This is a genomic window from Pseudomonas sp. NFACC16-2, assembly GCF_900119205.1.
Classification (GTDB): Bacteria; Pseudomonadota; Gammaproteobacteria; order Pseudomonadales; family Pseudomonadaceae; genus Aquipseudomonas; species Aquipseudomonas fluorescens_Q.
This window is the reverse complement of record NZ_FPIX01000025.1, coordinates 1-24,183: the sequence shown is the minus strand read 5'-3', so window position 1 is coordinate 24,183 and position 24,183 is coordinate 1. Positions and strand designations below refer to the sequence as shown.

Below are 24,183 nucleotides of genomic sequence, written 5' to 3'. Positions count from 1 at the left end.
GCCAAACAGGCGGGTTTCTTGATGAGCGACTCAGAGCAGGAATATCGTCGCCAACCCCAGGAAAATGAAGAACCCGCCACTGTCAGTCACGGCCGTGATCATCACACTGGCGCCCATGGCAGGGTCACGGCCCATGCGGGCCAGGGTCATGGGGATCAGGACTCCCATCAATGCCGCCAACAACAGATTGAGCGTCATCGCGGCCGTCATGACCACCCCCAGCGACCAGCTGCCATAGAGCAGATAAGCCACCACGCCAATCACACCACCCCAAATCACGCCGTTGATCAAGGAAACCGCCAGTTCCTTGCGCATCAATCGCGAAGTATTGCCGGTGCTGACCTGGTCCAGTGCCATCGCACGGACGATCATAGTGATGGTCTGGTTGCCAGAGTTGCCACCGATACCGGCGACGATAGGCATCAGCGCCGCAAGCGCCACCAGCTTCTCGATGGAGCCTTCGAACAGGCCAATGACCCGGGAAGCGACAAACGCCGTGATCAGGTTGATCGCCAGCCAGGCCCAGCGGTTACGCAGGGACTTCCAGACCGAGGCGAAGATGTCTTCTTCTTCGCGCAGACCGGCCATGTTGAGGACTTCGCTTTCGCTTTCCTCACGAATCAAGTCGACCATTTCATCGATGGTCAAACGGCCGATCAGCTTGCCGTTCTTGTCGACCACCGGTGCCGAAATCAAGTCATAACGTTCGAACGCCTGGGCCGCATCATAGGCGTCTTCGTCCGGGTGAAAGCTCACCGGATCGCTGGCCATCACCTCGGCCACCTGTTTTTCCGGATCATTGACGAGCAGGCGCTTGATGGGCAGCACGCCCTTGAGCACGCCGTCGTAGTCGACCACGAAAAGCTTGTCGGTATGGCCGGGCAGTTCCTTGAGGCGACGCAGGTAGCGCAAGACCACTTCAAGGCTGACGTCCTCGCGGATCGTCACCATCTCGAAGTCCATCAGCGCACCGACCTGCTCCTCGTCATAGGACAACGCCGAGCGCACACGCTCGCGCTGCTGGCCGTCGAGGGCTTCCATCAGTTCGTGGACAACGTCCCGCGGCAGTTCGGGCGCAAGGTCGGCGAGTTCGTCGGCGTCCATTTCCTTGGCCGCCGCCAGCAACTCGTGATCATCCATGTCGGCGATCAGAGTTTCCCGAACCGAGTCCGACACTTCGAGCAGGATGTCACCGTCGCGATCAGCCTTGACCAACTGCCAGACCGTCAGACGCTCTTCCAGTGGCAAGGCTTCAAGAATGTAGGCGACGTCGGCGGAGTGCAGGTCATCTAGCTTGCGTTGCAGCTCGACGAGATTCTGCCGGTGGACCAGGTTCTCGACCCGGTCATGATGCGGGCCTTCCTGGCGATGCGTCAGGTCTTCGACGACCCGCTGGCGCTGCAGCAGCTCAACGACTTGAGCGAGACGATCCTGAAGGCTTTCCTGCGTTTTTTTTACTTCTACTTGGGTCATAGGCGAACTCCACTCCCAGCAGTGGAGCACGCCGGAAGCATCAATCAGTTAATTCATGATTGGCAAAACTTAATATTGAGTAACTACTGGGTAAGTCCATGGAGATATTCCAAAGCCCCGGCGGGGCTGACGGGCGCAATCATACACCGCTTGACGCTTTAAAACGCTAAAAAATCATGGCAAGAACAAGCGCTTGCGAGACAAACCTGAACACAGGCTGAACCTGTTCCTTTACGACGACTTATCCAGAAAAGAAAACACACGCCGTGGCAGAAATGCGGCGACTACTCTTCTCTTCTGCACCGTCAAGGAGGACGACCGGATGCACTTCAACCACTGCCTGTTCCTGTTCGCCTGTTTGCCTTTATGGGCTGCCGGGCAGACCGTGCATCGCTGCGAAAACATCGCAGGGCACGTGACATTCACCACCCTGAGCTGCGGCCCGGAAGAAGCTCTGTCGCTACAACAGATCCATCCGTACCGCCCAGGTTCGATCGAACCGACAATCAAACCGACGACCGAGGCGATGCTGCCTGAAGCGGAGCGCGGACTAACATCCAGCAACAAATCCACGCGCAAGGAACCGACCGTGATTGGCCAGTTCCAGGACCGCTGCGGGAACCTCATCGACGCCAGGCGACGCCGCGACGCCATCCTGGGACGACGCATCATCGCCGGCATGAGCCAGCAGGACGTAGAGAGCGCCCTGGGCAAGCCAGACTCGATCAAAGTTCGGAATTCGAGCACGCGCTATACCTACAAGGCGAAGAAAGGCCGCAGCGCAGAGGTCGTGTTCGATGAGAGGGGATGCGTGAAAGGCAAATCGTAGACAGCAAAAAGCCCGCATTAAACGCGGGCTTTTTGGTGTTTGGTGCACTCGACAGGATTCGAACCTGTGACCGCTCGGTTCGTAGCCGAGTACTCTATCCAGCTGAGCTACGAGTGCAAGTTGTGGTTTTATACCAGATCACAACTGGTTGAAGCCAAATTATTTGCATTGCTGCAAACAACTCTTAAATGGTGCACTCGACAGGATTCGAACCTGTGACCGCTCGGTTCGTAGCCGAGTACTCTATCCAGCTGAGCTACGAGTGCATTTGTTGCCGCGCATTATAGGTCGTCAATTCCTTTTGTAAAGCGCTTTTTTCAGTAATTTCAATCACTTACTGAGCAAGCCAGGTTTTGACGCACTAAACGAATAATGGCGGAGAACGGGGGATTCGAACCCCCGACACCCTTTTGAGGTGTACTCCCTTAGCAGGGGAGCGCCTTCGGCCACTCGGCCAGCTCTCCGCAACACGGGGCGTATATTAACCACCTTCATCCCCGTTTGCAAACATAAAAATCGATAAAAATTAATGGCTTGGTTCGTCGTCCTTCTCTTTCTTGATACGCAGGTAAATTTCCTCGCGGTGTACAGCAACCTCTTTCGGGGCATTGACGCCGATACGCACTTGGTTTCCTTTGACGCCGAGCACGGTCACGGTGATTTCGCCATCGCCAATAATCAGGCTTTCTGCACACCGACGGGTCAGAATCAGCATACCTTTCTCCTCACGCAATTCACTTAAGGGACAACAGTCTGCAAAAAAAAGGCATTGGACCTACAACCGAAACGGTCGAAGCCTACAGGCCTAGTATTGACCAGCGCGGGCAAAAGAACAGTTTTGGGACGCGCCATTCAGAAAAACAAAGGGCGCGGTCCAGCCGCGCCCTTTGGATAACGCTTTACTCGCCCTGCTGGGCAGCAGCGTCGAGCTCGAAAGCCGTGTGCAGGGCGCGCACGGCCAGTTCCAGGTACTTCTCTTCGATCACCACGGAAACCTTGATTTCCGAGGTAGAGATCATCTGGATGTTGATGCTTTCCTTGGCCAAGGATTCGAACATGCGGCTGGCCACGCCTGCGTGGGAACGCATGCCGACACCGACGATCGAGACCTTGGCGATCTTGGTATCACCCACCACTTCCCGGGCACCGATCTCGCCAGCGGTCTTTTTCAGGATCGCTTCGGCAGACTGGTAGTCGTTGCGGTGCACGGTGAAGGTGAAGTCAGTGGTGTTATCGTGCGAGACGTTCTGCACGATCATGTCGACTTCGATGTTCGCGGCACTGATCGGGCCGAGAATCTTGAACGCCACGCCGGGGGTGTCTGGCACGCCACGGATGGTCAGCTTGGCTTCATCGCGGTTGAAAGCGATGCCGGAAATGATCGGCTGTTCCATGGATTCCTCTTCATCAATAGTAATGAGGGTGCCCGGACCCTCTTTGAAGCTGTGCAGGACGCGCAGCGGAACGTTGTACTTGCCGGCGAATTCGACCGCCCGGATCTGCAACACCTTCGAACCGAGACTGGCCATTTCCAGCATTTCTTCGAACGTGATCTTGTCCAGCCGCTGGGCCACAGGCACCACCCGTGGGTCAGTGGTGTAGACACCGTCCACATCGGTGTAGATCTGGCATTCGTCAGCCTTGAGGGCCGCCGCCAGGGCAACCCCGGTGGTGTCGGAACCGCCACGGCCGAGGGTGGTGATATTGCCCTGCTCGTCCACGCCCTGGAAGCCGGCGACAACCACGACACGGCCAGCCTTCAGGTCGCCGCGAATCTTCTGATCGTCGATCTGCAGGATACGCGCTTTGTTGTGCGCGCTGTCCGTCAGGATACGCACCTGGTTGCCGGTGTAGGACACCGCCGGCACGCCACGCTTGATCAGCGCCATGGCCAGCAAGGCGATGGTCACCTGCTCGCCAGTGGAAACGATCACGTCCAGCTCACGGGGAACCGGTTGCTGGTCGCCGCTGATTTGCTTGGCCAGATCGATCAGACGGTTGGTCTCGCCGCTCATTGCCGACAGCACAACCACCAGGTCATCGCCCGCTTCACGGAATTTCTTAACCTTGTCGGCGACTTGTTCGATTCTCTCGACAGTGCCGACCGAGGTGCCTCCAAATTTCTGTACGATCAAAGCCATTTCAAAGCCGCCTCTGCCCATGAAGGGCGCCCAATAAATCACTCAAACAGCGGCCAGGCTCGTCACTAGACCACGAGCCCGGCGACGTTGCCTTAAATACCCTGCTCTACGAATGCAACGGTCTGGGCCAGTGCCGCGTCCAGGGCGCCGACGTCGGTACCACCGCCTTGCGCCATGTCCGGACGACCACCGCCCTTGCCGCCCACTGCCGCAGCGGCTTGCTTCATCAAATCACCGGCTTTGAGTTGGCCAGTCAGGTCTTTGGTCACGCCTGCGACGAGAACGACCTTTTCCTCATGGACACTGCCGAGCAGGATCACTGCGCGGCCGAGTTTGTTTTTCAGTTGATCGACCAGCGCCAGCAGCGCCTTGCCATCCTGGCCGTCCAGACGCACGGCCAGCACCTTCACGCCCTTGACGTCCACGGCCTGGGCCGACAGATCGTCGCCCGCGGCGCTGGCGGCCTTGGCCTGCAACTGCTCGAGTTGCTTTTCCAGCAGGCGGTTGCGCTCCAGCACAGCCGACAGCTTGTCGATCAGGTTGTCGCGGCTGCCCTTGATCAGGGTTGCCGCTTCCTTGAGTTGTTCTTCAGCCGCGTTGAGGTACGCCAGGGCCGCGGCGCCGGTGACCGCTTCGATCCGGCGCACGCCGGATGCCACGCCACCTTCGCTGATGATTTTCATCAGGCCGATGTCGCCGGTGCGGTTGGCGTGGATACCGCCGCACAGTTCAACGGAGAAATCGCCCATGCTCAGTACGCGCACGCTGTCGCCGTATTTCTCGCCGAACAACGCCATCGCGCCCTTGCGCTTGGCGGTCTCGATGTCGGTTTCTTCGGTTTCCACCGGGGAGTTCTTGCGAATCTCGGCGTTGACGATTTCTTCCAGCGCCTTGAGCTGCTCAGGCTTGATGGCCTCGAAATGGCTGAAGTCAAAGCGCAGGCGCTGACTGTCCACCAACGACCCCTTCTGCTGGACATGCTCGCCCAGCACCTGGCGCAACGCAGCGTGCAGCAAGTGCGTGGCGGAGTGGTTCAGCGACGTGGCATGCCGAACGTCGGCGTCGACATGGGCGGCCACCGGGGCGGCGATCATCAGGCTGCCCGACGCCAGCACGCCGTGGTGCAGGAACGCACCGCCGGTCTTGGTGGTGTCACGCACGTCGAAACGCGAGCTGCCGGCCTGCAGGTAACCGCTGTCGCCGATCTGGCCGCCGGATTCGGCGTAGAACGGAGTCTTGTCCAGCACGATCACGCCTTCCTGGCCTTCGCCCAGGATGTCGACCGATTGCCCATCCTTATAGATGGCGACGATCTTGGCCGAGCCGGTGGTGCCCGCATAACCGGTGAACTCGGTGGCCACGTCTACCTTGACCAGGCTGTTGTAATCCATGCCAAAGGAGCTGGCGGAACGCGCGCGCACCCGCTGGGCTTCCATCTCGCGCTCGAACCCTTCCTCGTCGAGGGTCAGGTTGCGTTCGCGGGCGATGTCGCCGGTCAGGTCCATCGGGAAGCCGTAGGTGTCGTACAGCTTGAACACCACATCGCCCGGGACCACGTTGCCCTTGAGTTCAGCCAGGTCCTGCTCGAGGATCTTCAGGCCTTGCTCCAGGGTCTTGGCGAATTGCTCTTCTTCAGCCTTGAGCACGCGCTCGATATGCGCCTGCTGGGACTTGAGCTCCGGGAAGGCGTCGCCCATCTCGGCTACCAATGCCGCGACGATCTGATAGAAGAAACTGCCCTTGGCGCCCAGCTTGTTACCGTGGCGGCAGGCACGACGGATGATCCGGCGCAGCACATAGCCACGACCTTCGTTGGAAGGCAGCACACCGTCGGCAATCAGGAAGCCGCAGGAACGGATGTGGTCGGCCACCACTTTGAGCGAGGCCTGGTTGTCGTTGGTGCAACCGATAGCCTGGGCCGACGCGCTCAGCAAGCTCTGGAACAGGTCGATTTCGTAGTTGGAGTGAACGTGCTGCAGCACCGCACTGATCCGCTCCAGGCCCATACCGGTGTCGACCGACGGCGCTGGCAGCGGATGCAACACGCCATCGGCGGTGCGGTTGAACTGCATGAACACGTTGTTCCAGATCTCGATGTAGCGGTCGCCGTCTTCTTCCGGCGAGCCGGGTGGGCCGCCCCAGATGTCAGCGCCGTGATCGTAGAAAATCTCGGTGCACGGACCGCACGGGCCGGTGTCGCCCATGGTCCAGAAGTTATCGGAGGCGTAAGGCGCGCCTTTGTTGTCGCCGATGCGCACCATGCGTTCAGCTGGGACACCGACTTCTTTGGTCCAGATGTCATAGGCTTCGTCATCGGTGGCGTAGACCGTGACCCAGAGCTTCTCCTTGGGCAGGTTCAGCCACTTGTCGGAGGTCAGGAAGGTCCAGGCGAAGGTGATGGCATCGCGCTTGAAATAGTCACCGAAGCTGAAGTTACCCAGCATTTCGAAGAAGGTGTGGTGACGAGCGGTATAACCGACGTTCTCCAGGTCGTTGTGCTTGCCGCCGGCACGCACGCACTTCTGGCTGCTTACCGCACGGGTGTAGGCACGTTTTTCCTGGCCCAGGAAGCAGTCCTTGAACTGGTTCATCCCCGCGTTGGTGAACAGCAGGGTCGGGTCGTTGCCCGGAATCAAAGAGCTGGAGGCTACTCGGGTGTGGCCTTGCTCTTCGAAGAAGCGAAGGAAGGCTTCACGGATTTCTGCGCTTTTCATTAGGTTCTTCCACGGAGGCTGCGGCCAAAGGCCTGTGCAAAACGTCAACAGACGAAGCAACGGCAAAGGGCCGCATTATATCGGCCCTGCGCGTGGGGTACAGCGTGTTTATGCGATAGAAACTGTCAATTGGCCCGGTTGACGGGTCAGTGGCGGGAAAATTCGACGAAAGTGGCGACCACCTGGTCGATTTGCGCCGCGCTCACGTCCATGTGCGTCACCATTCGCAGGCGTGGCGCAGCGCTGAGCTTGACGCCCCGTTCATCGGCAAATGCCTTGATCGCCTCGGCCCGCTCGCCCATTTGCACGTAGACCATGTTGGTCTGCACCGGCTCGACCTCGTAACCCGCCGCTCGCAAGCCCTCGGCGAGCCGCTGGGCATTGGCGTGGTCATCGGCCAGGCGCTGGACCTGATGTTCCAGGGCGTACAGCCCCGCCGCCGCGAGAATCCCGGCCTGGCGCATGCCGCCGCCGACCATCTTGCGCAGCCGGCGGGCCTTGCCGATCAGCTCGACACTGCCGCACAGGACCGAGCCCACCGGCGCGCCGAGGCCCTTGGACAAGCACACCGACACCGAATCGAAATATTGCGTGATCTGCCGGGCGTCGACATTCAGCTTGACCGCGGCGTTGTACAGCCGCGCCCCGTCCAAATGCAGGGCCAGGCCATGTTCCTGGGTGAAACGCCGGGCGCGGGCCAGGTATTCCAGTGGCAGCACCTTGCCCTGCATGGTGTTTTCCAGGGCCAGCAGGCGGGTGCGGGCAAAGTGGAAGTCATCGGGCTTGATTGCCGCAGCGACGTGCGCCAGGTCCAGGGAACCGTCCGCCTGCACCTCGAGGGGCTGGGGCTGGATCGAACCGAGCACCGCCGCACCGCCGCCCTCGTATTTGTAGGTGTGGGCCTGCTGGCCGACGATGTACTCATCGCCACGCTCGCAGTGAGCCATCAACCCCAGCAGATTACTCATGGTGCCCGACGGCACGAACAGCGCCGCCGCGAATCCCAGACGCCCGGCCAGTTCGGCTTCGAGGCGATTGACGGTCGGGTCTTCGCCATACACATCATCGCCGGTTGGCGCGCTGGCCATGGCATCCAGCATGCCGGCGGTAGGTTGGGTGACCGTGTCGCTGCGAAGATCGATAACACTCATGAATCTGGCCTCGAGTTCTGGCGGGGGAATTCCCTTTCGAAGGGCAATTACTGCGGGCATGGCGGGAAATAATCAAGGCTGGTCGACGGAAAGCCTGAAGATTATCCAGAACGCCTGTGGGAGCGAGCTTGCTCGCGATAGCGGTGGTTCAGCTTGCCCTGATGCTGGCTGCAATGGCGCCATCGCGAGCAAGCTCGCTCCCACAGTAGGTTATGTGTTAAAAATCCTCCGCCGCCAAAAGCCATGGTGGCAAAAACGTTCTCAGGGCGGGGTGCAATTCCCCACCGGCGGTAATTGCACGCAACGTGCATAGCCCGCGAGCGCTTGGCGGCGCACCGCGTTTTGGGGTGTAGCGACAAGGTCAGCAGACCCGGTGTGATTCCGGGGCCGACGGTCATAGTCCGGATGAAGAGAGAACGGGATTGATACCCAAGGGCCGACTGCGACTGTCCGTGCGCGGCGTACCCTCGAATCCCCTTCGATTCATGACGCCCTGTTTTTCACACAAACAGGAACCAGAACATGCAACCCACTGCAATCGACAGCAAAAGCAAAAGTCATCCGGGCGAGCGCGTCGCGTTCATCCAGGCCTGCTGGCACAAGGAAATCGTCGACCAGAGCCGTAAAGGCTTCGTCGCCGAAATGATCATCCAGGGTTACCAGGAAAGTGATATCGACTTCTTCGAAGTCGGTGGCGCCTTCGAGATTCCGCTGCACGCCAAGCTGCTGGCCAAGTCAGGCCGCTACGCCGGCATCGTCGCCGCCGGCCTGGTGGTGGACGGTGGCATCTATCGTCACGAATTCGTCGCCCAATCGGTGATCAGCGGCCTGATGCAGGTCCAGCTGGAAACCGAAGTGCCGGTGTTCTCGGTCGTGCTCACGCCGCATCACTTCCATGCCGGGGAAGAACATCAGAAGTTCTTCTTCGAGCATTTCGTGCACAAGGGCCAGGAAGCGGCGAAGACCTGCGCCGATACGTTGCACAAGACCCGGGCGTTGCGCCGTAGTGAGCAACGGGCGGTAGCGGTCTAAAGGCCGCTAAAAACCTGTGGGAGCGGGCTTGCTCGCGATGACCGGGTACCAGTCACCTGCAACATTGACTGGAACACCGCTATCGCGAGCAAGCTCGCTCCCACAATGGTTCGATGTGGGTTTTAGATCAGGTTTTCGTCGGTCGCCGGCACAATCAGGATGCCAGCCCGCAAGCCATTCTTGACCTTGGGGTTGGGAAAGATGATCCGGGCGCCCTCTTCTTCGATCACCCAGCGGGTCTGGGCGATGTCTTCGGCCAGCACGTAGCCTTTCCCCAATTCCGAGAAGTTCTCGATGTCCGCCGGCAGGTTCAGGCGGAAACTGTCGCTGTGCTTGATGATTTCCCGGGCCACGCTGAACAGCTGCAGGCCATCGAGCCCTTCATCCAGCTCTGGCTCGTTGCCCTCGATGATCTGTTGCAGGCGGGTTTCCAGCAGACTGACGTTGACCCCGTCGTTCTGTCCGAATGGCCGGGCCTTGCCCAGTTCCAGGGTGAAGGACTCGGCACCGAGCTGGTCGTAGGTGTAGGCGCTGAACACAATGGACGGCTTGTTCTGCAGCAACACCGCCTCCATGCCCCCGGCACGCAGGCGTGCCAGTTCACGGCGTGAATGCTGACGACCTTCTTTCCACGGGTAGAGGGCGAACTGCTCGATCTTCGAGCCGCGGATGGCGGTGTGCAGGTCGTAATGCAAGCGACTGCGTTCTGGCCGGCTGAAGAAACTGGCGGCCAAGCGCTCCAGCTCGCAGGCCCGTAGCGCCTCAGGACCGCCGCTCAGCTCATGGCGGCCATTGAACAGGCGGTTGACGTCCTGTTCGACGAAACGCTCACCGCGCCGTATGGCCTCGGGGTTGCCGAACAGGAACAGAATGCGTGCCCGCGGCTTCAAATGGCCACGGGCGATGTCATGCAGCAAGCGGTCGAGCAGCTCGATCGGCGCGGTTTCGTTGCCGTGGATACCGGCCGACAGCAGCAGGTCCAGACCGTTATCACGGGCTTCGGGCGGCTTGACCTCCAGCGCGCCCTCGCTCAACCAGCGCATTCGTACGCCTTCGACAGTCAGTTGAGTCTTCTCCGCCGGTTCACGGCCGGCGAGGGTCAGTTCAAGCAGTTTGCCGAGGGCGAGCATAGCGCGGTTTCCTTAATGGTCGTGGCCGCAATCCGGGCCATGGACATGGTCATCGTCGCCGACGTCCGCCGGTTCCATTTCCAGTTGCAGGCTGACCAGGTTGGTCGCCAATGGACGCAACAACAGGTTGGCGTATTCCTCGTCCCCTTCCTCGACATCGACGCCGATCAGCAACTGACCACGGCCATCCTGCTGGATCCACAACTCCTTGCCTTGCCACATCACCGCGACGCGCGTGCAGGAGGTTTCCAGTTGGGTGCCGTCGGTGTCTTCAAGGATCAGCTGCAAGGTATCGCTCATGTCTTTACATTCTCGTCTGGGGATAAGGCAACGCGCCCTGCTTTGACTGTAGTCAGGTCGCGCGCGCTTTCAATTGATCTGGAAAGGATAAACCGAGCCAAGTTTAAGGATTTGTGTCAGTTCATCCAGTGCCCCACGGCATTCGAGCAGCAACTGGGGGTCTGCCAGATCGTTTTCGGTCATGCGGTCGCGGTAGTGCCGCTCGACCCATTGGGTCAGCGAATCGTACAACGGCGCGGTCATGATAACCCCTGGATTGACGGCCGCCAGCTCGGTTTCGTTGAGGGCCACGCGCAACCTCAGGCAAGCCGGGCCACCACCGTTCTGCATGCTTTGCTTGAGGTCGAAGACCTTCACTTCGCGAATCACCCCGCCAGTGCCCGTCAGGCCCTGCAGGTATTGCCAGACGCGCTCGTTGCCACGGCACTCTTCCGGCACGATCAACAGCATCGAACCGTCGGGACGCGACAGCAACTGGCTATTGAACAGGTAGGAACGCACCGCATCATCCACCGTCACCGCCGAACGCGGCACGCACACCGACTGAAATTTCCCACCGACTTTGGCGAGTTTGCTGCTCAGCTCGGCCAACATCTTGTCGGTCTCGAGAAACGCGTCCTCGTGATAGAACAGCACTTCGCCATTGCCCACCGCGATCACGTCGTTGTGGAACACACCCTGGTCGATCACCGATGGGTTCTGTTGAGCGTACACCACGCCCTCCTCCCTCAGCCCGTGCAGGCGGGCAACAGCCTGGGAAGCTTCCAGGGTCTGGCGTGCCGGGTATTTCTGCGGCGCTGGATAACGGGTGTCAAAAGCGCTGCGGCCGAACACAAAGAACTCGACACCGGCCTCACCGTAGGCGCGGCAGAACCGGGTGTGGTTGGCCGCGCCTTCATCGCCGAACTGCGCCACCGCCGGCAACGCGGCGTGGTGGGTGAAGTGCTGCTGGTTGGCAAACATCGCCCCCAGCACGCGACTGGTGGTCGGATGTTCGATGCTGCGGTGGTATTTGCAATTCAGGTTGGCGGCGGTGAAATGCACGCGTCCATCGGCGGTGTCGGCACTCGGGCTGACAGTGGCGGCGTTGGCCACCCACATGCTGGAGGCCGAGCAACTAGCGACCAACAGCGGCATCGCTTCTTTCGCGGCCTGCTGGATGACCTGGGCATCGCTGCCGGCAAAGCCCAACCGGCGCAGGGCCGCCACGTCCGGGCGCTCCTGCGGCGCCAGCACACCTTGCTGGAAACCCATGTCCATCAGCGCTTTCATTTTCGCCAGGCCCTGCAACGCCGCTTCCTTGGGGTTGGAGGACTGCTGGCTATTGCTCTGGGAGGCGACGTTGCCGTACGAGAGCCCGCCATAGTTATGGGTCGGCCCCACTAGACCGTCAAAGTTGACTTCATAGGATTTCATCAGCGAGGCTCCACGAGAATCTGTTTTTTATAGGCATCAAGTAACGGCTCATCAAACACCGCGGCGCGGCTATCGCGGGCAAGCCTTGCCCGCGATGGCGGTCTCAAGACATGCGCACGCCAGGGGTCAGGGCAGCCGGCATGACGAGGCTCGGGGTTTCCAGGGAAGCCACCGGGTACGCGCAATAGTCAGCCGCGTAATATGCGCTGGCGCGATGGTTACCCGAGGCGCCGACACCGCCGAACGGCGCGCTGCTGGCAGCCCCCGTCAGTTGCTTGTTCCAGTTGACGATACCGGCACGACTCTCCAGCCAGAACTGCTGGTAACGCGCCTGGGAATCGGACAGCAACCCGGCGGCCAGGCCATATTGCGTATTGTTGGCCTCGGTGATTGCCGCTGCGAAATCTTTGTAGCGGATCACTTGCAGCAACGGCCCGAACAGTTCTTCATCAGGCCGCTCGGCCACGGCCGTCACGTCCAGGATACCCGGCGTCAGCAATGCCGCCTGAGGCTGCGGTTGGGTCATGCTCAACAGCGGCACGGCGCCTTTGCCCAGCAAATGGTTTTGCGCGTCCATCAGCGCCTTTGCCGCGCCCAGGGAAATCACCGCCCCCATGAAGGGTGCCGGTTGCTGGTCGAAGGCACCGACTTCAAGGGTCGAGCTGACGGCCACCAGGCGCGCCAGCAAGGCATCGCCCCAGGCCCCTTCCGGCACCAGCAGGCGGCGCGCACAAGTGCAGCGCTGCCCGGCGGAAATGAAAGCGGACTGAATAATGGTGTAGACCGCAGCGTCGACGTCGGCCACCTCATCCACCACCAGCGGGTTGTTGCCGCCCATTTCCAGCGCGAGGATCTTGTCTGGACGCCCGGAAAATTGTTGGTGCAACAGATTGCCAGTACGGCTGGAGCCGGTGAAGAACAGCCCGTCGATGCCTGGGTTCGCCGCCAGGGCGATACCGGTTTCCCGCGCGCCTTGCAGCAGGTTCAGTACGCCCGCCGGCAGACCAGCCTCGACCCAGCACTTGACCGTCAGTTCGGCGACTTTCGGCGTCAGCTCGCTCGGCTTGAACAGCACGCTGTTACCAGCCAGCAGCGCGGGCACGATGTGGCCGTTGGGCAAGTGACCGGGGAAGTTGTACGGGCCGAAAACCGCCACCACACCGTGGGGCTTGTGGCGCAGTACAGCGGTGGCGTCGCCCAGGAGGCCGCTCTTCTCGCCGGTCCGCTCGCGGTAGCTCTGCACCGAAATGGCGACTTTGTTGACCATGCTGGTCACTTCGGTCGCCGCTTCCCACAACGGCTTGCCGGTTTCTTCACCGATGCAACGGGCCAGTTCGTCCGCGTGATTTTTCAGGGCGGCGGCAAAGGCTTCCAACACCTGGATGCGTTCATCCAGCGAGCGCCGCGCCCAGTCCGGGAACGCCTGGCGCGCGGCCTGCACCGCCGACTCCACTTGCGCCGCCGTGGCGCCGTTACCTGACCACAATACTTGCTGGGTCACCGGGTTCAGCGACTCAAAGAGGTCACCCTGGCCTTCCAGCCAGCTTCCTGCGATGTACAGCGAGTTCATCATTTCGACTCCCGGGCAGCAGACAACGCGACGGCACGTACCTGGTCGCCAGCGTTGAGTTGAAGACGTTTGGCGGTCAGCGGATCGACCACCAGGGTGCCCGCGGCAAAACGCGCCGGCGCGGCCGTGATGCGGCAGTCTTCGCGTTTACGGTTATGTATGAGGAACGGCGTGGCGTCGTCGCCCGGCGTACCGATGGCCAGCACCAGCGCCTGGCTGTCGCGGATCGCGCGGATCTTGCCGGTTTCGCATTCCACCGCTGGGCCGGCGTCGAAGATGTCGACGTAACCCTGGTAGCTGAAGCCTTCGCTCTTGAGCATCGACAAGGCCGGTTCGGTGTCCGGATGAACCTGGCCGATCACGGCCCGGGCATCTTCGGACAAGAAACAGGTGTACAGCGGGAACTTGGGCATCAGCTCGGCGATGAACGCCTTGTTGCCCACGCCGGTGAGGTAATCGGCCTGGCTGAATTCCATCTTGAAGAAGTGCCGGCCCAGGCTTTCCCAGAACGGTGAACGCCCCTTGTCGTCGGACATGCCGCGCATCTCGGCGATGATCTTGTTGCCGAACAGCTGTGGGAATTCGGCAATGAACAACAGCCGCGCCTTGGCCAGCATGCGGCCATTGAGACCACTGCGGAAATCGGCATGCAGGAACAGCGAGCACAGCTCGGAATTACCGGTCAGGTCGTTGGCCAGGAACAGGGTCGGGATTTCCCGGTAGATGTTCAGCTCCTGGGAGGCGCTGACTGTCAGGCCGACCCGGAAGTTGTACCAGGGCTCACGCAACCCCACGGCACCGGCGATGGCGGAAATGCCCACCACGCGACCGTCATCATCTTCGAGCACGAACAGGTAGTCCGCGTCACCGCGCCCGGCTTCGCCGCGAAAGGTCTTCTCGGCCCAGCCGACCCGATGGGCCAGGCGCTCTTCGTTGGCCGGCAAGGTGGTCAGGCCGGTGCCCGTGCTGCGGGCCAGGGCGATCAGAGCGGGTAAATCGCTGCTGCGTACGGGACGAACGATCATGCTATCTCCTCAAACGGGCCGCTTGCGCCACCCGCGAAACTCAGCTGTAAGGCGTTAAACCGCCACCAGGCGCACGCTGGCACCTTCACCAACGCCCAAGGCCTCGGCCGCTTCCATGTCCAATGTCACAGGTTTGCCCGGCGCGTAGTCGAGCTCGAGCAGCACGGCGCGGTAGTCCTGCAACTGGGCATTGGCCACCAGGTATTGGCGGCCGACCCCCTTGACCGGTTCGCCGATCTTGACCGGCACCACGCGGCTCTGGGCAATCGAGCGGATCCCCGAGACACGGGCATGCAGGGTCGGGCCACCGTCAAAGATGTCGATGTAGTGATCGGTCTCGAAACCCTCGCGCATCAGAATGTCGAAGGTGATCTGCGCCCGCGGATGCACCTGGCCCATGGCTTCCTGGGCGGCATCCGGCAACAGCGGCACGTAGATCGGGTAATGGGGCATCAGCTCGGCGAGGAAGGTACGGCTCTTCAGCCCGCACAGGCGCTCGGCGGCGGCATAGTTGAGGTCGAAGAAGTTGCGACCGATGGCGTCCCAGAACGGCGAGTCGCCATTCTCATCGCTGTAGCCGACGATCTCGGTCACCACCGAATCGGCGAACCGCTCCGGATGGCTGGCGACGAACAGCAGGCGCCCGCGGGAATTGAGTTCCGACCATGGCGAACCCACCAGCTCCGGCACCACGTAGAAACTGGTCAGCAGGCTGTTGCCAGTCAGGTCGTGGCATTGGGAGAGCACGTGGATCTTGTTGTGGATCTTCAGCTCACGGGAGGCGTGAACGAAAGTCTCGTTGCGAAAGCTGTAGAACGGTTCGGAATAACCAGCCGAAGCGACGATGGCCGAACAGCCCACCAGCTTGCCGGTCGTGGTGTCTTCAAGGACGAAGAAATAGCTCTCTTCACCGTTGAAGCTGACTTCGGCGGCAAACGAGGCTTCGCTTGCGGCGATCTTGTCGCTCAGGCGTTCCACGTCATCCGGCAAGGAAGTGACACCGATCGGACTGTCCGCAGCCAGACGCTGTACCTCGCCCAGATCAGCCATTTGCGCGGGGCGCATCACCAGCATGGTGTCACTCCTTAACTTGAAATAAACGGTTCGACCATCAGGGTCGATACACAGAAAAAAACTAAACGAACACGCGGGTCCGCATTGCATCTGCGGCGGTCTTCGATTTTTCAGCCGCTGCAAGACTCCTGTGGGAGCGAGCTTGCTCGCGATAGCGGTGTGCCAGTCAACATCGATGCTGGCTAGTCCGACGCCATCGTCGGATCACCGCCCGGAGCAAGCTCGCTCCCACAAGGGGTCCGACTTCAGCCTTAAGCTTGCGTCAGCTTCGCCGCCGCCCGCTCGAAGCGGTCCAGGCCGGCATCGATATCGGCGTCTTCCACCACCAGGCTCGGAGCGAAGCGAATCACGTCCGGGCCGGCTTGCAGGATCATCAGGCCTTCCTGTTCGGCGGCGTTGAAGATGTCCTTGGCCTTGCCTTTCCAGGCGTCGTTCAGCACGCAGCCGATCAGCAGGCCCAGGCCGCGTACTTGGGTGAACAGGCCGTACTTCTCGCCGATCTGCTCCAGGCGCGCCTTGAACTTGGCGTGCTTGGTTTTGACACCACCGAGCACTTCAGGGGTATTGACCACATCGATCACCGCTTCGGCCACCGCGCAGGCCAGCGGGTTGCCGCCGTAGGTGGTGCCGTGGGTGCCGACCACCAGGTGCTTGGCCAGCGCTTCGGTGGTGAGCATCGCCGCGATCGGAAAACCGCCACCCAGGCTCTTGGCGCTGGTGAGGATGTCCGGGACCACGCCGTAATGCATGTAGGCGAACAGGTGGCCGCTGCGGCCCATGCCGGTCTGCACTTCATCGAACACCAGCAATGCGTCGTGGGCATCGCACAGGTCGCGGGCGCCTTGCAGGTAGGCCTGCTCGGCCGGCAGCACCCCGCCCTCGCCCTGGATCGGCTCCAGCACCACGGCGCAGGTCTTATCCGAAATGGCGGCTTTCAAAGCGGCCAGGTCGTTGTAAGGAACGTGGGTAATGCCAGTAATTTTAGGACCGAAGCCGTCGGAGTACTTCGACTGCCCGCCGACGTTGACGGTGAACAAGGTACGACCGTGGAAGCTATTGAGCGCGGCGATGATTTCGTACTTCTCGCTGCCGAAACGATCGAACGCGACGCGACGGGCCAGCTTGAAGGCGGCCTCGTTGGCTTCAGCGCCAGAGTTGCAGAAGAAAGCACGCTCGGCAAAGGTTGCGTTGACCAACTTATGGGCCAGGCGCAGGGCCGGCTCGTTGGTGAATACGTTGGACACGTGCCACAACTTGTTGGCCTGTTCGGTCAGTGCACCGACCAGCGCCGGGTGGGCATGGCCCAGTACGTTGACAGCAATACCGCCAGCAAAGTCGATCAACTCACGACCGGATTGGTCCCATACGCGGGAACCGGCACCACGCACAGGGATGAAGGCAGCAGGTGCATAGTTGGGAACCATAACCTGGTCGAAATCGGCGCGTTGTACCGCGGCTTGCTCAACGGACATCGGAGTCTCCTGATGAGGAACACCCGCCTGGAACTGGCGGGCTTGGTAAGGATTGTAAGGACAGTTTTCAGCCCGGCCTTGCCGCCAAGCGACAACTTCTTATAGCGCCAACCCACGTTTTTCGCGGGTTTACGGCAATGCGACAAATAGCGTCGCAAAGGCGCAGTTTAAACGTTGGCGCGGGGTTTGAGGCAGCGACAATCACATTTCCCCTACTTGCTGGAACACCCCTGTGGCGAGGGGATTTATCCCCGTTGGGCTGCGAAGCGGCCCCAAGACAGTCAATGCAATCTATCTGGCACACCGAGTTGCCTGGCTTTGGGGTCGCTTCGCAACCCAGCGGGGATAAATCCCCTCACCACAGAGTGTTGTGTCTGCCCCACAGATGTTGTGCCAGTCTAGCCACAGGGACTCGTGTCTGCCCTAGCCACAGATGTTATGCCAGCCTAGCCCCGCTCGGACGGCACCGACGACAGTTCGAACGGGCTGCTACTGCGTCGCTGGTTGCGGTCTTCCCGCGGTGTGGCGCCGAAGAAGTTGCGGTAGGCGCTGGAGAAGTGCGGCCCTGAGGAGAAACCGCAGGACAGGCCGATCTGGATGATGGATTTGCTGGTCTGCATCAGCATCTGCCGGGCCTTGTTCAGGCGCAATTCCAGGTAATACTGGCTGGGCACGCGATTGAGGTATTGCTTGAAGATCCGCTCCAGTTGCCGGCGGGATACACAGACATGCTGGGCGATTTCGTCGGTGGTCAGCGGTTCTTCGATGTTGGCTTCCATCAGCAGCACCGCCTGGGTGAGCTTTGGATGGCTGGAGCCAAGACGGTTCTGCAACGGGATGCGCTGACGCTCGCCGCCCTCGCGAATGCGCTCGACCACCAACTCTTCCGACACCGCACCGGCCAGTTCCGCGCCGTGATCGCGAGCCAGCACCGCCAGCAACAGGTCGAGCACCGACATGCCGCCGCAAGCACTCAGGCGATCGCGATCCCAGTCGAACAGATGGCTGGTGGCGATGACCTTGGGGAAGCGCTCGGAGAAATCGTCCTGCCAGCGCCAATGCACGGCGGCCCGGTAACCGTCGAGCAAACCCAGTTGGGCCAGGGGATAGACACCGGCAGACAAACCCCCAATCACACAACCGGCACGCACCAGTTGCTTGAGGGCGCTGCTCAGGGATGAGGCCAGCGCAGCCGGCGGCTCATCGGCCAGCAGGAAAAGCTTCTGCAAGCCTTCGAGCTTGCCAGCCCAGGGTTCGCCGGGGAGCTGCCAGGCGCCTTCGGCCGGCGGTTCGGCCTGCAAGAACGACAGTTCGTAAACCACATCCGGATGCACCCGCTGAGCAACACGCAAGGCCTCCTCGGCCAGCGCCAGCGTCAAGGCTTTAGTGCTGGGCCAAATCAGGAAACCTATTCGATGGGCAGTCATGGCGGGCGATCCGAAGCGAAAACAGTGTTAAAGCCAAAAGCGGCTGCAACCAAATTAGACCATCTGGCGCGCGGTGCGCAGCATGACCCAAATCAGGTGCGTAACGGGAGCGATTACTTGAGGCTGCCCGAAAGAAATTGTTGCAAGCGCTCGGATTGCGGATTGACCAGCACTTCGCGCGGGTTGCCGCTTTCTTCGACGATGCCTTTGTGCAAGAACACCAGTTGGTTCGACACTTCACGGGCAAAGCCCATTTCGTGGGTCACCACCACCATCGTCCGGCCTTCCAGGGCCAGGCCCTGCATCACCTTGAGCACATCGCCTACCAGTTCCGGGTCGAGGGCCGAGGTCGGCTCGTCGAACAGCATCACCTCCGGCTCCATCGCCAGCGCACGGGCGATCGCCACACGCTGCTGCTCGCCGCCGGACATGTGGCCCGGGTAGGCGTCCTTGCGATGGGCCACGCCGACCTTGTTCAGGTAGTGCTCGGCTTTCTCCCGCGCTTGAGCCTTGGTCACGCCCAGCACATGCACCGGCGCTTCCATGATGTTTTCCAGCGCGGTCATGTGGGACCACAGGTTGAAATGCTGGAACACCATCGACAGCCGCGAACGCATGCGCTGCAGTTGCTTGGGGTCTGCGGCCTTCAACGCGCCGTCCTTGCCGGCGACCAGCTTCAACTCTTCGTTGTTGAGCAGGATCTTGCCAGCATGGGGTTGCTCGAGCAGGTTGATGCAACGCAGGAAAGTACTCTTGCCGGAGCCACTGGAGCCGATGATGCTGATCACATCGCCAGCGGCGGCTTTCAGGGACACGCCCTTGAGCACTTCGTGACTGCCATAGCGTTTATGCAGGTCTTGGACTTCAAGCTTGTACATGCGGTCGGTTCTCACAAAACGTCAGTCGTTGAGCAGTCGATCGGATCGATGCGTTATCAGTGCTTGCGCGGGGCCAGGTAACCCAGCCAGCGGCGCTCGGCCAGCTTGAACAGGCGCACCAGGATGAAGGTCAGGCACAGGTAGAAAACGCCGGCCGTGATGTAGGCTTCGAACGGCAAGTAGTACTGCGCATTCACTGTGCGCGCGGCACCGGTGATGTCGATCAGGGTCACGATGGAGGCCAGACTGGTGGTCTGCAACATCATGATCACTTCGTTGCTGTATTGCGGCAGCGCCCGACGCAAGGCCGATGGCAGCAGGATCCGGCGATACAGCTTGTAGCGCGACATGCCCATGGCCTTGGCCGCTTCGATCTCGCCGTTGGACGTGGCCCGCAGGCTGCCGGCGATGATTTCGGCGGTGTAGGCGCTGGTGTTGATGGCGAACGCCAGGCACGCACAGAAGGTCGCACTGGACAGCCACGGCCAGAGGAAGCTTTCGCGAACGATCGCGAACTGCGCCAGCCCGTAGTAGATCAGGAACAGCTGGACCAGCATCGGCGTGCCGCGGATCACGTAGGTGTAGAGCCAGGCCGTCATGTTGACGACCGGCTGCTTGGACACCCGCATCAGGCCCAGGGGCAACGCCGCCAGCAGGCCGAAGAACAGCGACAGGGCCAGCAACTTCAGGGTGGTCAACAAGCCACTGAAATACAGCGGCAAGGCTTCATAGATGACGTTGTAGTCGAAGATCATAGATCAGCCGCCCTTACGCCTACCGAGTAGCGCTTCTCAAGGTGACGCAATGCCAGTAACGAGACACTGGTGATCACCAGGTACATCGCCGCCACTGCGAGGAAGAAGGTGAAAGGCTCGCGCGTGGCATCTGCCGCCTGCTTGGCCTTGAACATCATGTCTTGCAGGCCCACCACCGAAATCAGCGCGGTGGCCTTGGTCAGCACCAGCCAGTTGTTGGTGAAGCCCGGGATCGCCAAGCGAATCATCTGCGGCACCAGCACCCGGAAAAACACCTGGAACCCGTTCATGCCGTACGCCATGCCCGCCTCGGCCTGCCCCTTGGGGATCGCCATGAAGGCACCGCGGAAGGTTTCCGACAGGTAGGCACCGAAGATGAACCCCAGCGTGCCGATACCGGCCGCCAGCGGGTTCAGGTCGATGTAATCGTCGTAGCCGAGCATCGGCGCCACGCGGTTGAGCAAGTCCTGGCCGCCGTAGAAAATCAGCAGGATCAGCACCAGGTCGGGAATACCGCGAATGACCGTGGCATACAGGTCGCCCAGCCACGCCAGCCAGCGCACCGGAGAGAGGCGCAACGCAACGCCGATCAACCCCAGGACGATGGCCAGGGCCATGGACGACAAGGCGAGCTCAAGCGTCAACCATGCGCCATCGAGGATGACAGCCCCGTAGCCTTTCAACATGATTCAGGTCCTCGAAAGTGGGATGAAAAAATGGCGCAAACCGCAGAGATCCTGTTGCTTGCGCCATTTCGCACGAGTGGCGGGACGTCGTTACTTGCCGTAGATGTCGAAAGCGAAGTATTTGTCCTGGATTTGCTTGTATTTGCCATTCTCGCGGATGGCGGTAATCGCGCCATTGATCTTGTCTTTCAGCGCATCGCCCTTGCGAACCGCGATACCGATGCCGTCGCCGAAGTATTTCTCATCGGTGAAAGCTGGACCTACAAATGCGAAGCCCTTGCCGGCATCGGTCTTGAGGAAGCCGTCATCCAACAGCGTAGCGTCTGCCACGGTGCCGTCGAGGCGGCCGGCGGAGACGTCCAGGTAGATTTCGTTCTGCGAACCGTACGGCTTGATCTCGGCACCCAGCGGGGCCAGGACTTCTCGGGCGAAACGCTCGTGGATCGAACCGCGCTGCACGCCGATATTCTTGCCCTTGAGCTCGGCCAGGTTATCGCTGACCTGGGTTCCGGCCTTCATCACCAGACGAGCCGGGGTGTTGTAGTACTTGTTGGTGAAATCAACCGACTTCTTGCGATCTTCGGTGATCGACATCGACGACAGGATCGCGTCGATCTTGCGAACCTTGAGCGCCGGGATCAGACCATCGAACTCTTGCTCGACCCACACGCACTTGACCTTCATCTCTTCGCACAGCGCATTGCCGATGTCGTAGTCGAAACCGACGATGCTGCCATCCGGAGCTTTAGAAGCGAACGGAGGGTAAGCCGCTTCGATACCAATCTTCAGGGGCTTCTCATCAGCGAAGGTTGGCAGGGACAGCACGGACAGTGCCAGGGCGCCAAGCAGCACAAGTTTCTTCATCTTGGGACTCCATCGGTAAAGGGCAAAAACGGCAGAGTGAGCAACAGCCCAATATGCGAATGGGTGAAACGAACTTTGGTGCTGCGTCCTAGGAAGCTCACGGTTTATTCAACACGAGCCACGACGAGCGAGTGATCGGCATTCTAACGACAGGCCCGAAGCCGATATTTCTTCAATGCGACAACAAATTACAGAAGCACCGAGAAAGCGGTTCGAGCGCATTGACAGCCCCGCAAATTCATGCAAGAGCAAAAGAAGGGAAACCGATCTATGCTGCAAATAGCGGGCCCATTATTCGCAAACCCTTCTAATCCGGCAAGCACAGCGTGTCGGCTTATTTTTGCAGACGCCCGGAAGCGCCCTGTATCGGGGCTTGGCGTTTCACATCGCCCCGTTGTGGCGCCTTTGGTTACACATTTCGAAACACCGGTAACGCTCGGAAGCGTCTGACGACGAAGATCGATATTTATTCGCCGACCAGTCGGCCAAACACAAAACCCCCTGGCGAGGGAGCTTGCTCCCGCTGGGCTGCGCAGCAGCCCCAAAGCCAGGCACCGCGGTCATTCGAACACCCAACCTGTGGCGAGGGGATTTATCCCCGTTGGGCGGCGAAGCGGCCCCAAAGCCAAGCACCGCCATCATTCGAACACCCAACCTGTGGCGAGGGGATTTATCCCCGCTGGGCTGCGATATAGGTAGTCCGTTCCTTGCTCCCCCATACTGATACTCGCTGGAGTCCGGTTGTCGCGAGGAAGGAACATGCACCTGCGAGCTACGAATAGGGCTGCAACGCATTTCGATGATTACTGCTTCACCTTCGAGCCCAGCAGGTGCGCTTGCGCCCTCTAACGAACACTCAGGGAAAGCCGGGCACGGCTCTCTATATCGCCTTCGCTGGACGCAAGCATGCATGTTCCTGCATGTACTTTAGCGTCTATGGAGGTGTGCAATGCAAACGCTCTTGTCTCAGAAATTCACTGCTTATATCGGAATTGATTGGGCCGATACCAAACATGACGTCTGCTTGCAGGTTGCTGGGCAAGCCCAGCGGTGCTTCTCGGTCATCCGACACAACCCCGAAGCTATTGATCAATGGGCTCATGCGCTGTATCAGCGTTATGGCGGTCCTATCGCCATTGCCGTGGAGTTAGACAAAGGACCGTTGATAGCGGCCCTGCAAAAATATGATTTTTTTTGTTTGTTCCCAATCAACCCCGCCACCTTAGCCAAGCAGCGTAAGGCCTTTGTTCCCAGCGGTGCGAAGGACGATCCGAGCGATGCCCAGTGGGCACTTGAGCTATTGCTCAAGCATCCCGACAGATTTCCCCAGCAGGAGAAACAAAGTCCTGCCATACGCTCTCTGGCTAGCTTGACCGAACATCGGAGAACCTTGGTTGATGAGCGGGTAAGAACCAGTAATCGGTTGGTTTGCATGCTCAAGCAGTACTATCCGTTGGCGCTGGAGTTGTTCCACGACCATGACACGCAGGTGTTTTGTGATTTCCTGGAGCGCTGGTCGACGTTGGAAACACTTAAACGTGCTCGGCCTACAAGCGTTTTGAAGTTTCTTAACGCGCATAATGTTCGCCATGCAGAACTCAATCAGCAGCGTCTGGCCTTGATCCTCAAGGCCACGCCGCTGACAGAGGATCCGGGGATTGTTACCCCTTCAGCGCTGTATGTGCGGACCCTGGCATCGCAACTGAGTGGGATGCTGGTGGCGATCAAGCAGTTTGATGCGGCGATCGAAGAAACGGCCAATACCCTGGCCGATTACAGCCTCTTCAAATCCTTGCCTGGAGCCGGGCAACAGCTTGCACCACGGCTAATGGTAGCTTTTGGTGAGCAACGTGATCGCTTCAAGGATGCTGGTGCTATGCAGCGATATGCCGGGATCGCTCCGGTTACTGAGCGCAGTGGCAAGAAGAAAATCGTTCGCTGGCGCTATCAATGTTCAACCTTTTTGCGCCAGACATTTGTCGAGTGGGCTGCCCACAGCATCAATCAATCGGTATGGGCAGGGGCGTACTATCGCCAGCAGAAGGCCAAAGGCTGCTCTCATCAAGCAGCCCTGAGGGCACTGGCTTTTAAATGGATCAGGATCGTTTATCGGTGCTGGAATGCTGGATCCCAGTATGACGAGAGCGTCTATTTACAAGCCTTGGCCCGCCACGACTCGCCTTTGATAAGAGCGCCGGAGGCAACGAATGCATGTTGACGGAAGAGCTCAGGGCGTGAAGCAGCCC

The 24,183-nt window shown here is 60.2% G+C and carries 20 protein-coding genes, 3 tRNA genes and 1 riboswitch; of the genes, 3 read left to right on the top strand and 20 right to left on the bottom strand.

Going from position 1 to position 24,183, the window contains the following annotated elements; all coding sequences use genetic code 11:
* Positions 1-30 precede the first annotated feature (30 nt).
* Complete coding sequence (gene mgtE / locus BT116_RS19435; protein ID WP_072346428.1) at positions 31-1,473, bottom strand: magnesium transporter; 1,443 nt, start codon at positions 1,471-1,473, stop codon at positions 31-33.
* Positions 1,474-1,795: 322 nt separating this feature from the next.
* On the opposite strand from mgtE, the gene BT116_RS19430 reads away from it, so the two are divergent.
* On the top strand, positions 1,796-2,302 hold the full coding sequence (locus BT116_RS19430; RefSeq protein WP_072346426.1) for a cell envelope protein SmpA: 507 nt from the start codon (positions 1,796-1,798) through the stop codon (positions 2,300-2,302).
* A gap of 40 nt (positions 2,303-2,342) precedes the next feature.
* Here the strand turns inward: BT116_RS19430 and BT116_RS19425 are convergent.
* The 7 genes from BT116_RS19425 to ltaE all read right to left on the bottom strand — a co-directional run bounded on the left by BT116_RS19425 (position 2,343) and on the right by ltaE (position 8,308).
* Positions 2,343-2,419, bottom strand: a tRNA-Arg gene (locus tag BT116_RS19425).
* 72 nt (positions 2,420-2,491) lie between these two features.
* Positions 2,492-2,568, bottom strand: a tRNA-Arg gene (locus BT116_RS19420).
* A 107-nt stretch (positions 2,569-2,675) separates the two neighbouring features.
* Positions 2,676-2,766: transfer RNA gene (locus BT116_RS19415), tRNA-Ser, on the bottom strand.
* Between the two features lie 62 nt (positions 2,767-2,828).
* Positions 2,829-3,017 carry a carbon storage regulator CsrA gene (gene csrA / locus BT116_RS19410; RefSeq protein ID WP_003178872.1) on the bottom strand — a complete coding sequence of 63 codons (189 nt, stop codon included), beginning with the start codon at positions 3,015-3,017 and terminating at the stop codon, positions 2,829-2,831.
* Positions 3,018-3,201: 184 nt separating this feature from the next.
* Entirely contained in the window at positions 3,202-4,443 is a 1,242-nt protein-coding gene (locus BT116_RS19405) for an aspartate kinase (protein WP_060741016.1), read from the bottom strand.
* Between the two features lie 92 nt (positions 4,444-4,535).
* Positions 4,536-7,157, bottom strand: a complete 2,622-nt coding sequence (alaS, locus tag BT116_RS19400; protein ID WP_072346424.1) for an alanine--tRNA ligase — start codon at positions 7,155-7,157, stop codon at positions 4,536-4,538.
* Positions 7,158-7,303: 146 nt separating this feature from the next.
* On the bottom strand, positions 7,304-8,308 hold the full coding sequence (ltaE, locus tag BT116_RS19395; RefSeq protein WP_072346422.1) for a low-specificity L-threonine aldolase: 1,005 nt from the start codon (positions 8,306-8,308) through the stop codon (positions 7,304-7,306).
* Positions 8,309-8,561: 253 nt separating this feature from the next.
* A riboswitch (FMN riboswitch) is annotated at positions 8,562-8,730 on the top strand.
* Positions 8,731-8,830: 100 nt separating this feature from the next.
* On the opposite strand from ltaE, the gene BT116_RS19390 reads away from it, so the two are divergent.
* Positions 8,831-9,340, top strand: coding sequence for a 6,7-dimethyl-8-ribityllumazine synthase (locus tag BT116_RS19390; RefSeq protein ID WP_024618891.1), 510 nt, complete (start codon positions 8,831-8,833; stop codon positions 9,338-9,340).
* A gap of 122 nt (positions 9,341-9,462) precedes the next feature.
* Here the strand turns inward: BT116_RS19390 and astE are convergent, their stop codons facing one another.
* From astE to BT116_RS19330, 12 genes are all read right to left on the bottom strand, one after another.
* Positions 9,463-10,470, bottom strand: coding sequence for a succinylglutamate desuccinylase (gene astE, locus BT116_RS19385; RefSeq protein ID WP_003204782.1), 1,008 nt, complete (start codon positions 10,468-10,470; stop codon positions 9,463-9,465).
* A gap of 12 nt (positions 10,471-10,482) precedes the next feature.
* A complete protein-coding gene (locus BT116_RS19380) occupies positions 10,483-10,770 on the bottom strand; it encodes a hypothetical protein (RefSeq protein ID WP_003178862.1) in 288 nt (95 codons plus the stop codon).
* A gap of 69 nt (positions 10,771-10,839) precedes the next feature.
* Positions 10,840-12,186 (bottom strand): N-succinylarginine dihydrolase, encoded by a 1,347-nt coding sequence (astB, locus tag BT116_RS19375; RefSeq protein ID WP_072346419.1) that lies wholly within the window; start codon positions 12,184-12,186, stop codon positions 10,840-10,842.
* Between the two features lie 103 nt (positions 12,187-12,289).
* Positions 12,290-13,759: a succinylglutamate-semialdehyde dehydrogenase gene (astD, locus tag BT116_RS19370; RefSeq protein WP_170845964.1), complete on the bottom strand. Its 1,470-nt coding sequence runs from the start codon at positions 13,757-13,759 to the stop codon at positions 12,290-12,292.
* Positions 13,756-14,781, bottom strand: coding sequence for an arginine N-succinyltransferase (gene astA / locus BT116_RS19365; protein ID WP_003204788.1), 1,026 nt, complete (start codon positions 14,779-14,781; stop codon positions 13,756-13,758). Before astA ends, astD begins: the two co-directional genes overlap by 4 nt.
* Before the next feature lie 54 nt (positions 14,782-14,835).
* A complete protein-coding gene (aruF, locus tag BT116_RS19360; protein ID WP_072346415.1) occupies positions 14,836-15,855 on the bottom strand; it encodes an arginine/ornithine succinyltransferase subunit alpha in 1,020 nt (339 codons plus the stop codon).
* 251 nt (positions 15,856-16,106) lie between these two features.
* Positions 16,107-17,327 (bottom strand): aspartate aminotransferase family protein, encoded by a 1,221-nt coding sequence (locus BT116_RS19355; RefSeq protein WP_072346413.1) that lies wholly within the window; start codon positions 17,325-17,327, stop codon positions 16,107-16,109.
* A gap of 446 nt (positions 17,328-17,773) precedes the next feature.
* Positions 17,774-18,754 carry a transcriptional regulator ArgR gene (argR, locus tag BT116_RS19350; protein WP_072346412.1) on the bottom strand — a complete coding sequence of 327 codons (981 nt, stop codon included), beginning with the start codon at positions 18,752-18,754 and terminating at the stop codon, positions 17,774-17,776.
* 113 nt (positions 18,755-18,867) lie between these two features.
* Positions 18,868-19,632, bottom strand: a complete 765-nt coding sequence (locus tag BT116_RS19345) for an ABC transporter ATP-binding protein (protein ID WP_063324708.1) — start codon at positions 19,630-19,632, stop codon at positions 18,868-18,870.
* 56 nt (positions 19,633-19,688) lie between these two features.
* Positions 19,689-20,387: an ABC transporter permease gene (locus BT116_RS19340; RefSeq protein ID WP_072346411.1), complete on the bottom strand. Its 699-nt coding sequence runs from the start codon at positions 20,385-20,387 to the stop codon at positions 19,689-19,691.
* Positions 20,384-21,073 (bottom strand): ABC transporter permease, encoded by a 690-nt coding sequence (locus tag BT116_RS19335; RefSeq protein WP_003204800.1) that lies wholly within the window; start codon positions 21,071-21,073, stop codon positions 20,384-20,386. Before BT116_RS19335 ends, BT116_RS19340 begins: the two co-directional genes overlap by 4 nt.
* 90 nt (positions 21,074-21,163) lie before the next feature.
* On the bottom strand, positions 21,164-21,937 hold the full coding sequence (locus BT116_RS19330; RefSeq protein WP_063324706.1) for an ABC transporter substrate-binding protein: 774 nt from the start codon (positions 21,935-21,937) through the stop codon (positions 21,164-21,166).
* Between the two features lie 949 nt (positions 21,938-22,886).
* Between BT116_RS19330 and BT116_RS19325 the strand changes: the two genes are divergently transcribed.
* Positions 22,887-24,155: an IS110 family RNA-guided transposase gene (locus tag BT116_RS19325; protein ID WP_072346410.1), complete on the top strand. Its 1,269-nt coding sequence runs from the start codon at positions 22,887-22,889 to the stop codon at positions 24,153-24,155.
* Positions 24,156-24,183 lie beyond the last annotated feature (28 nt).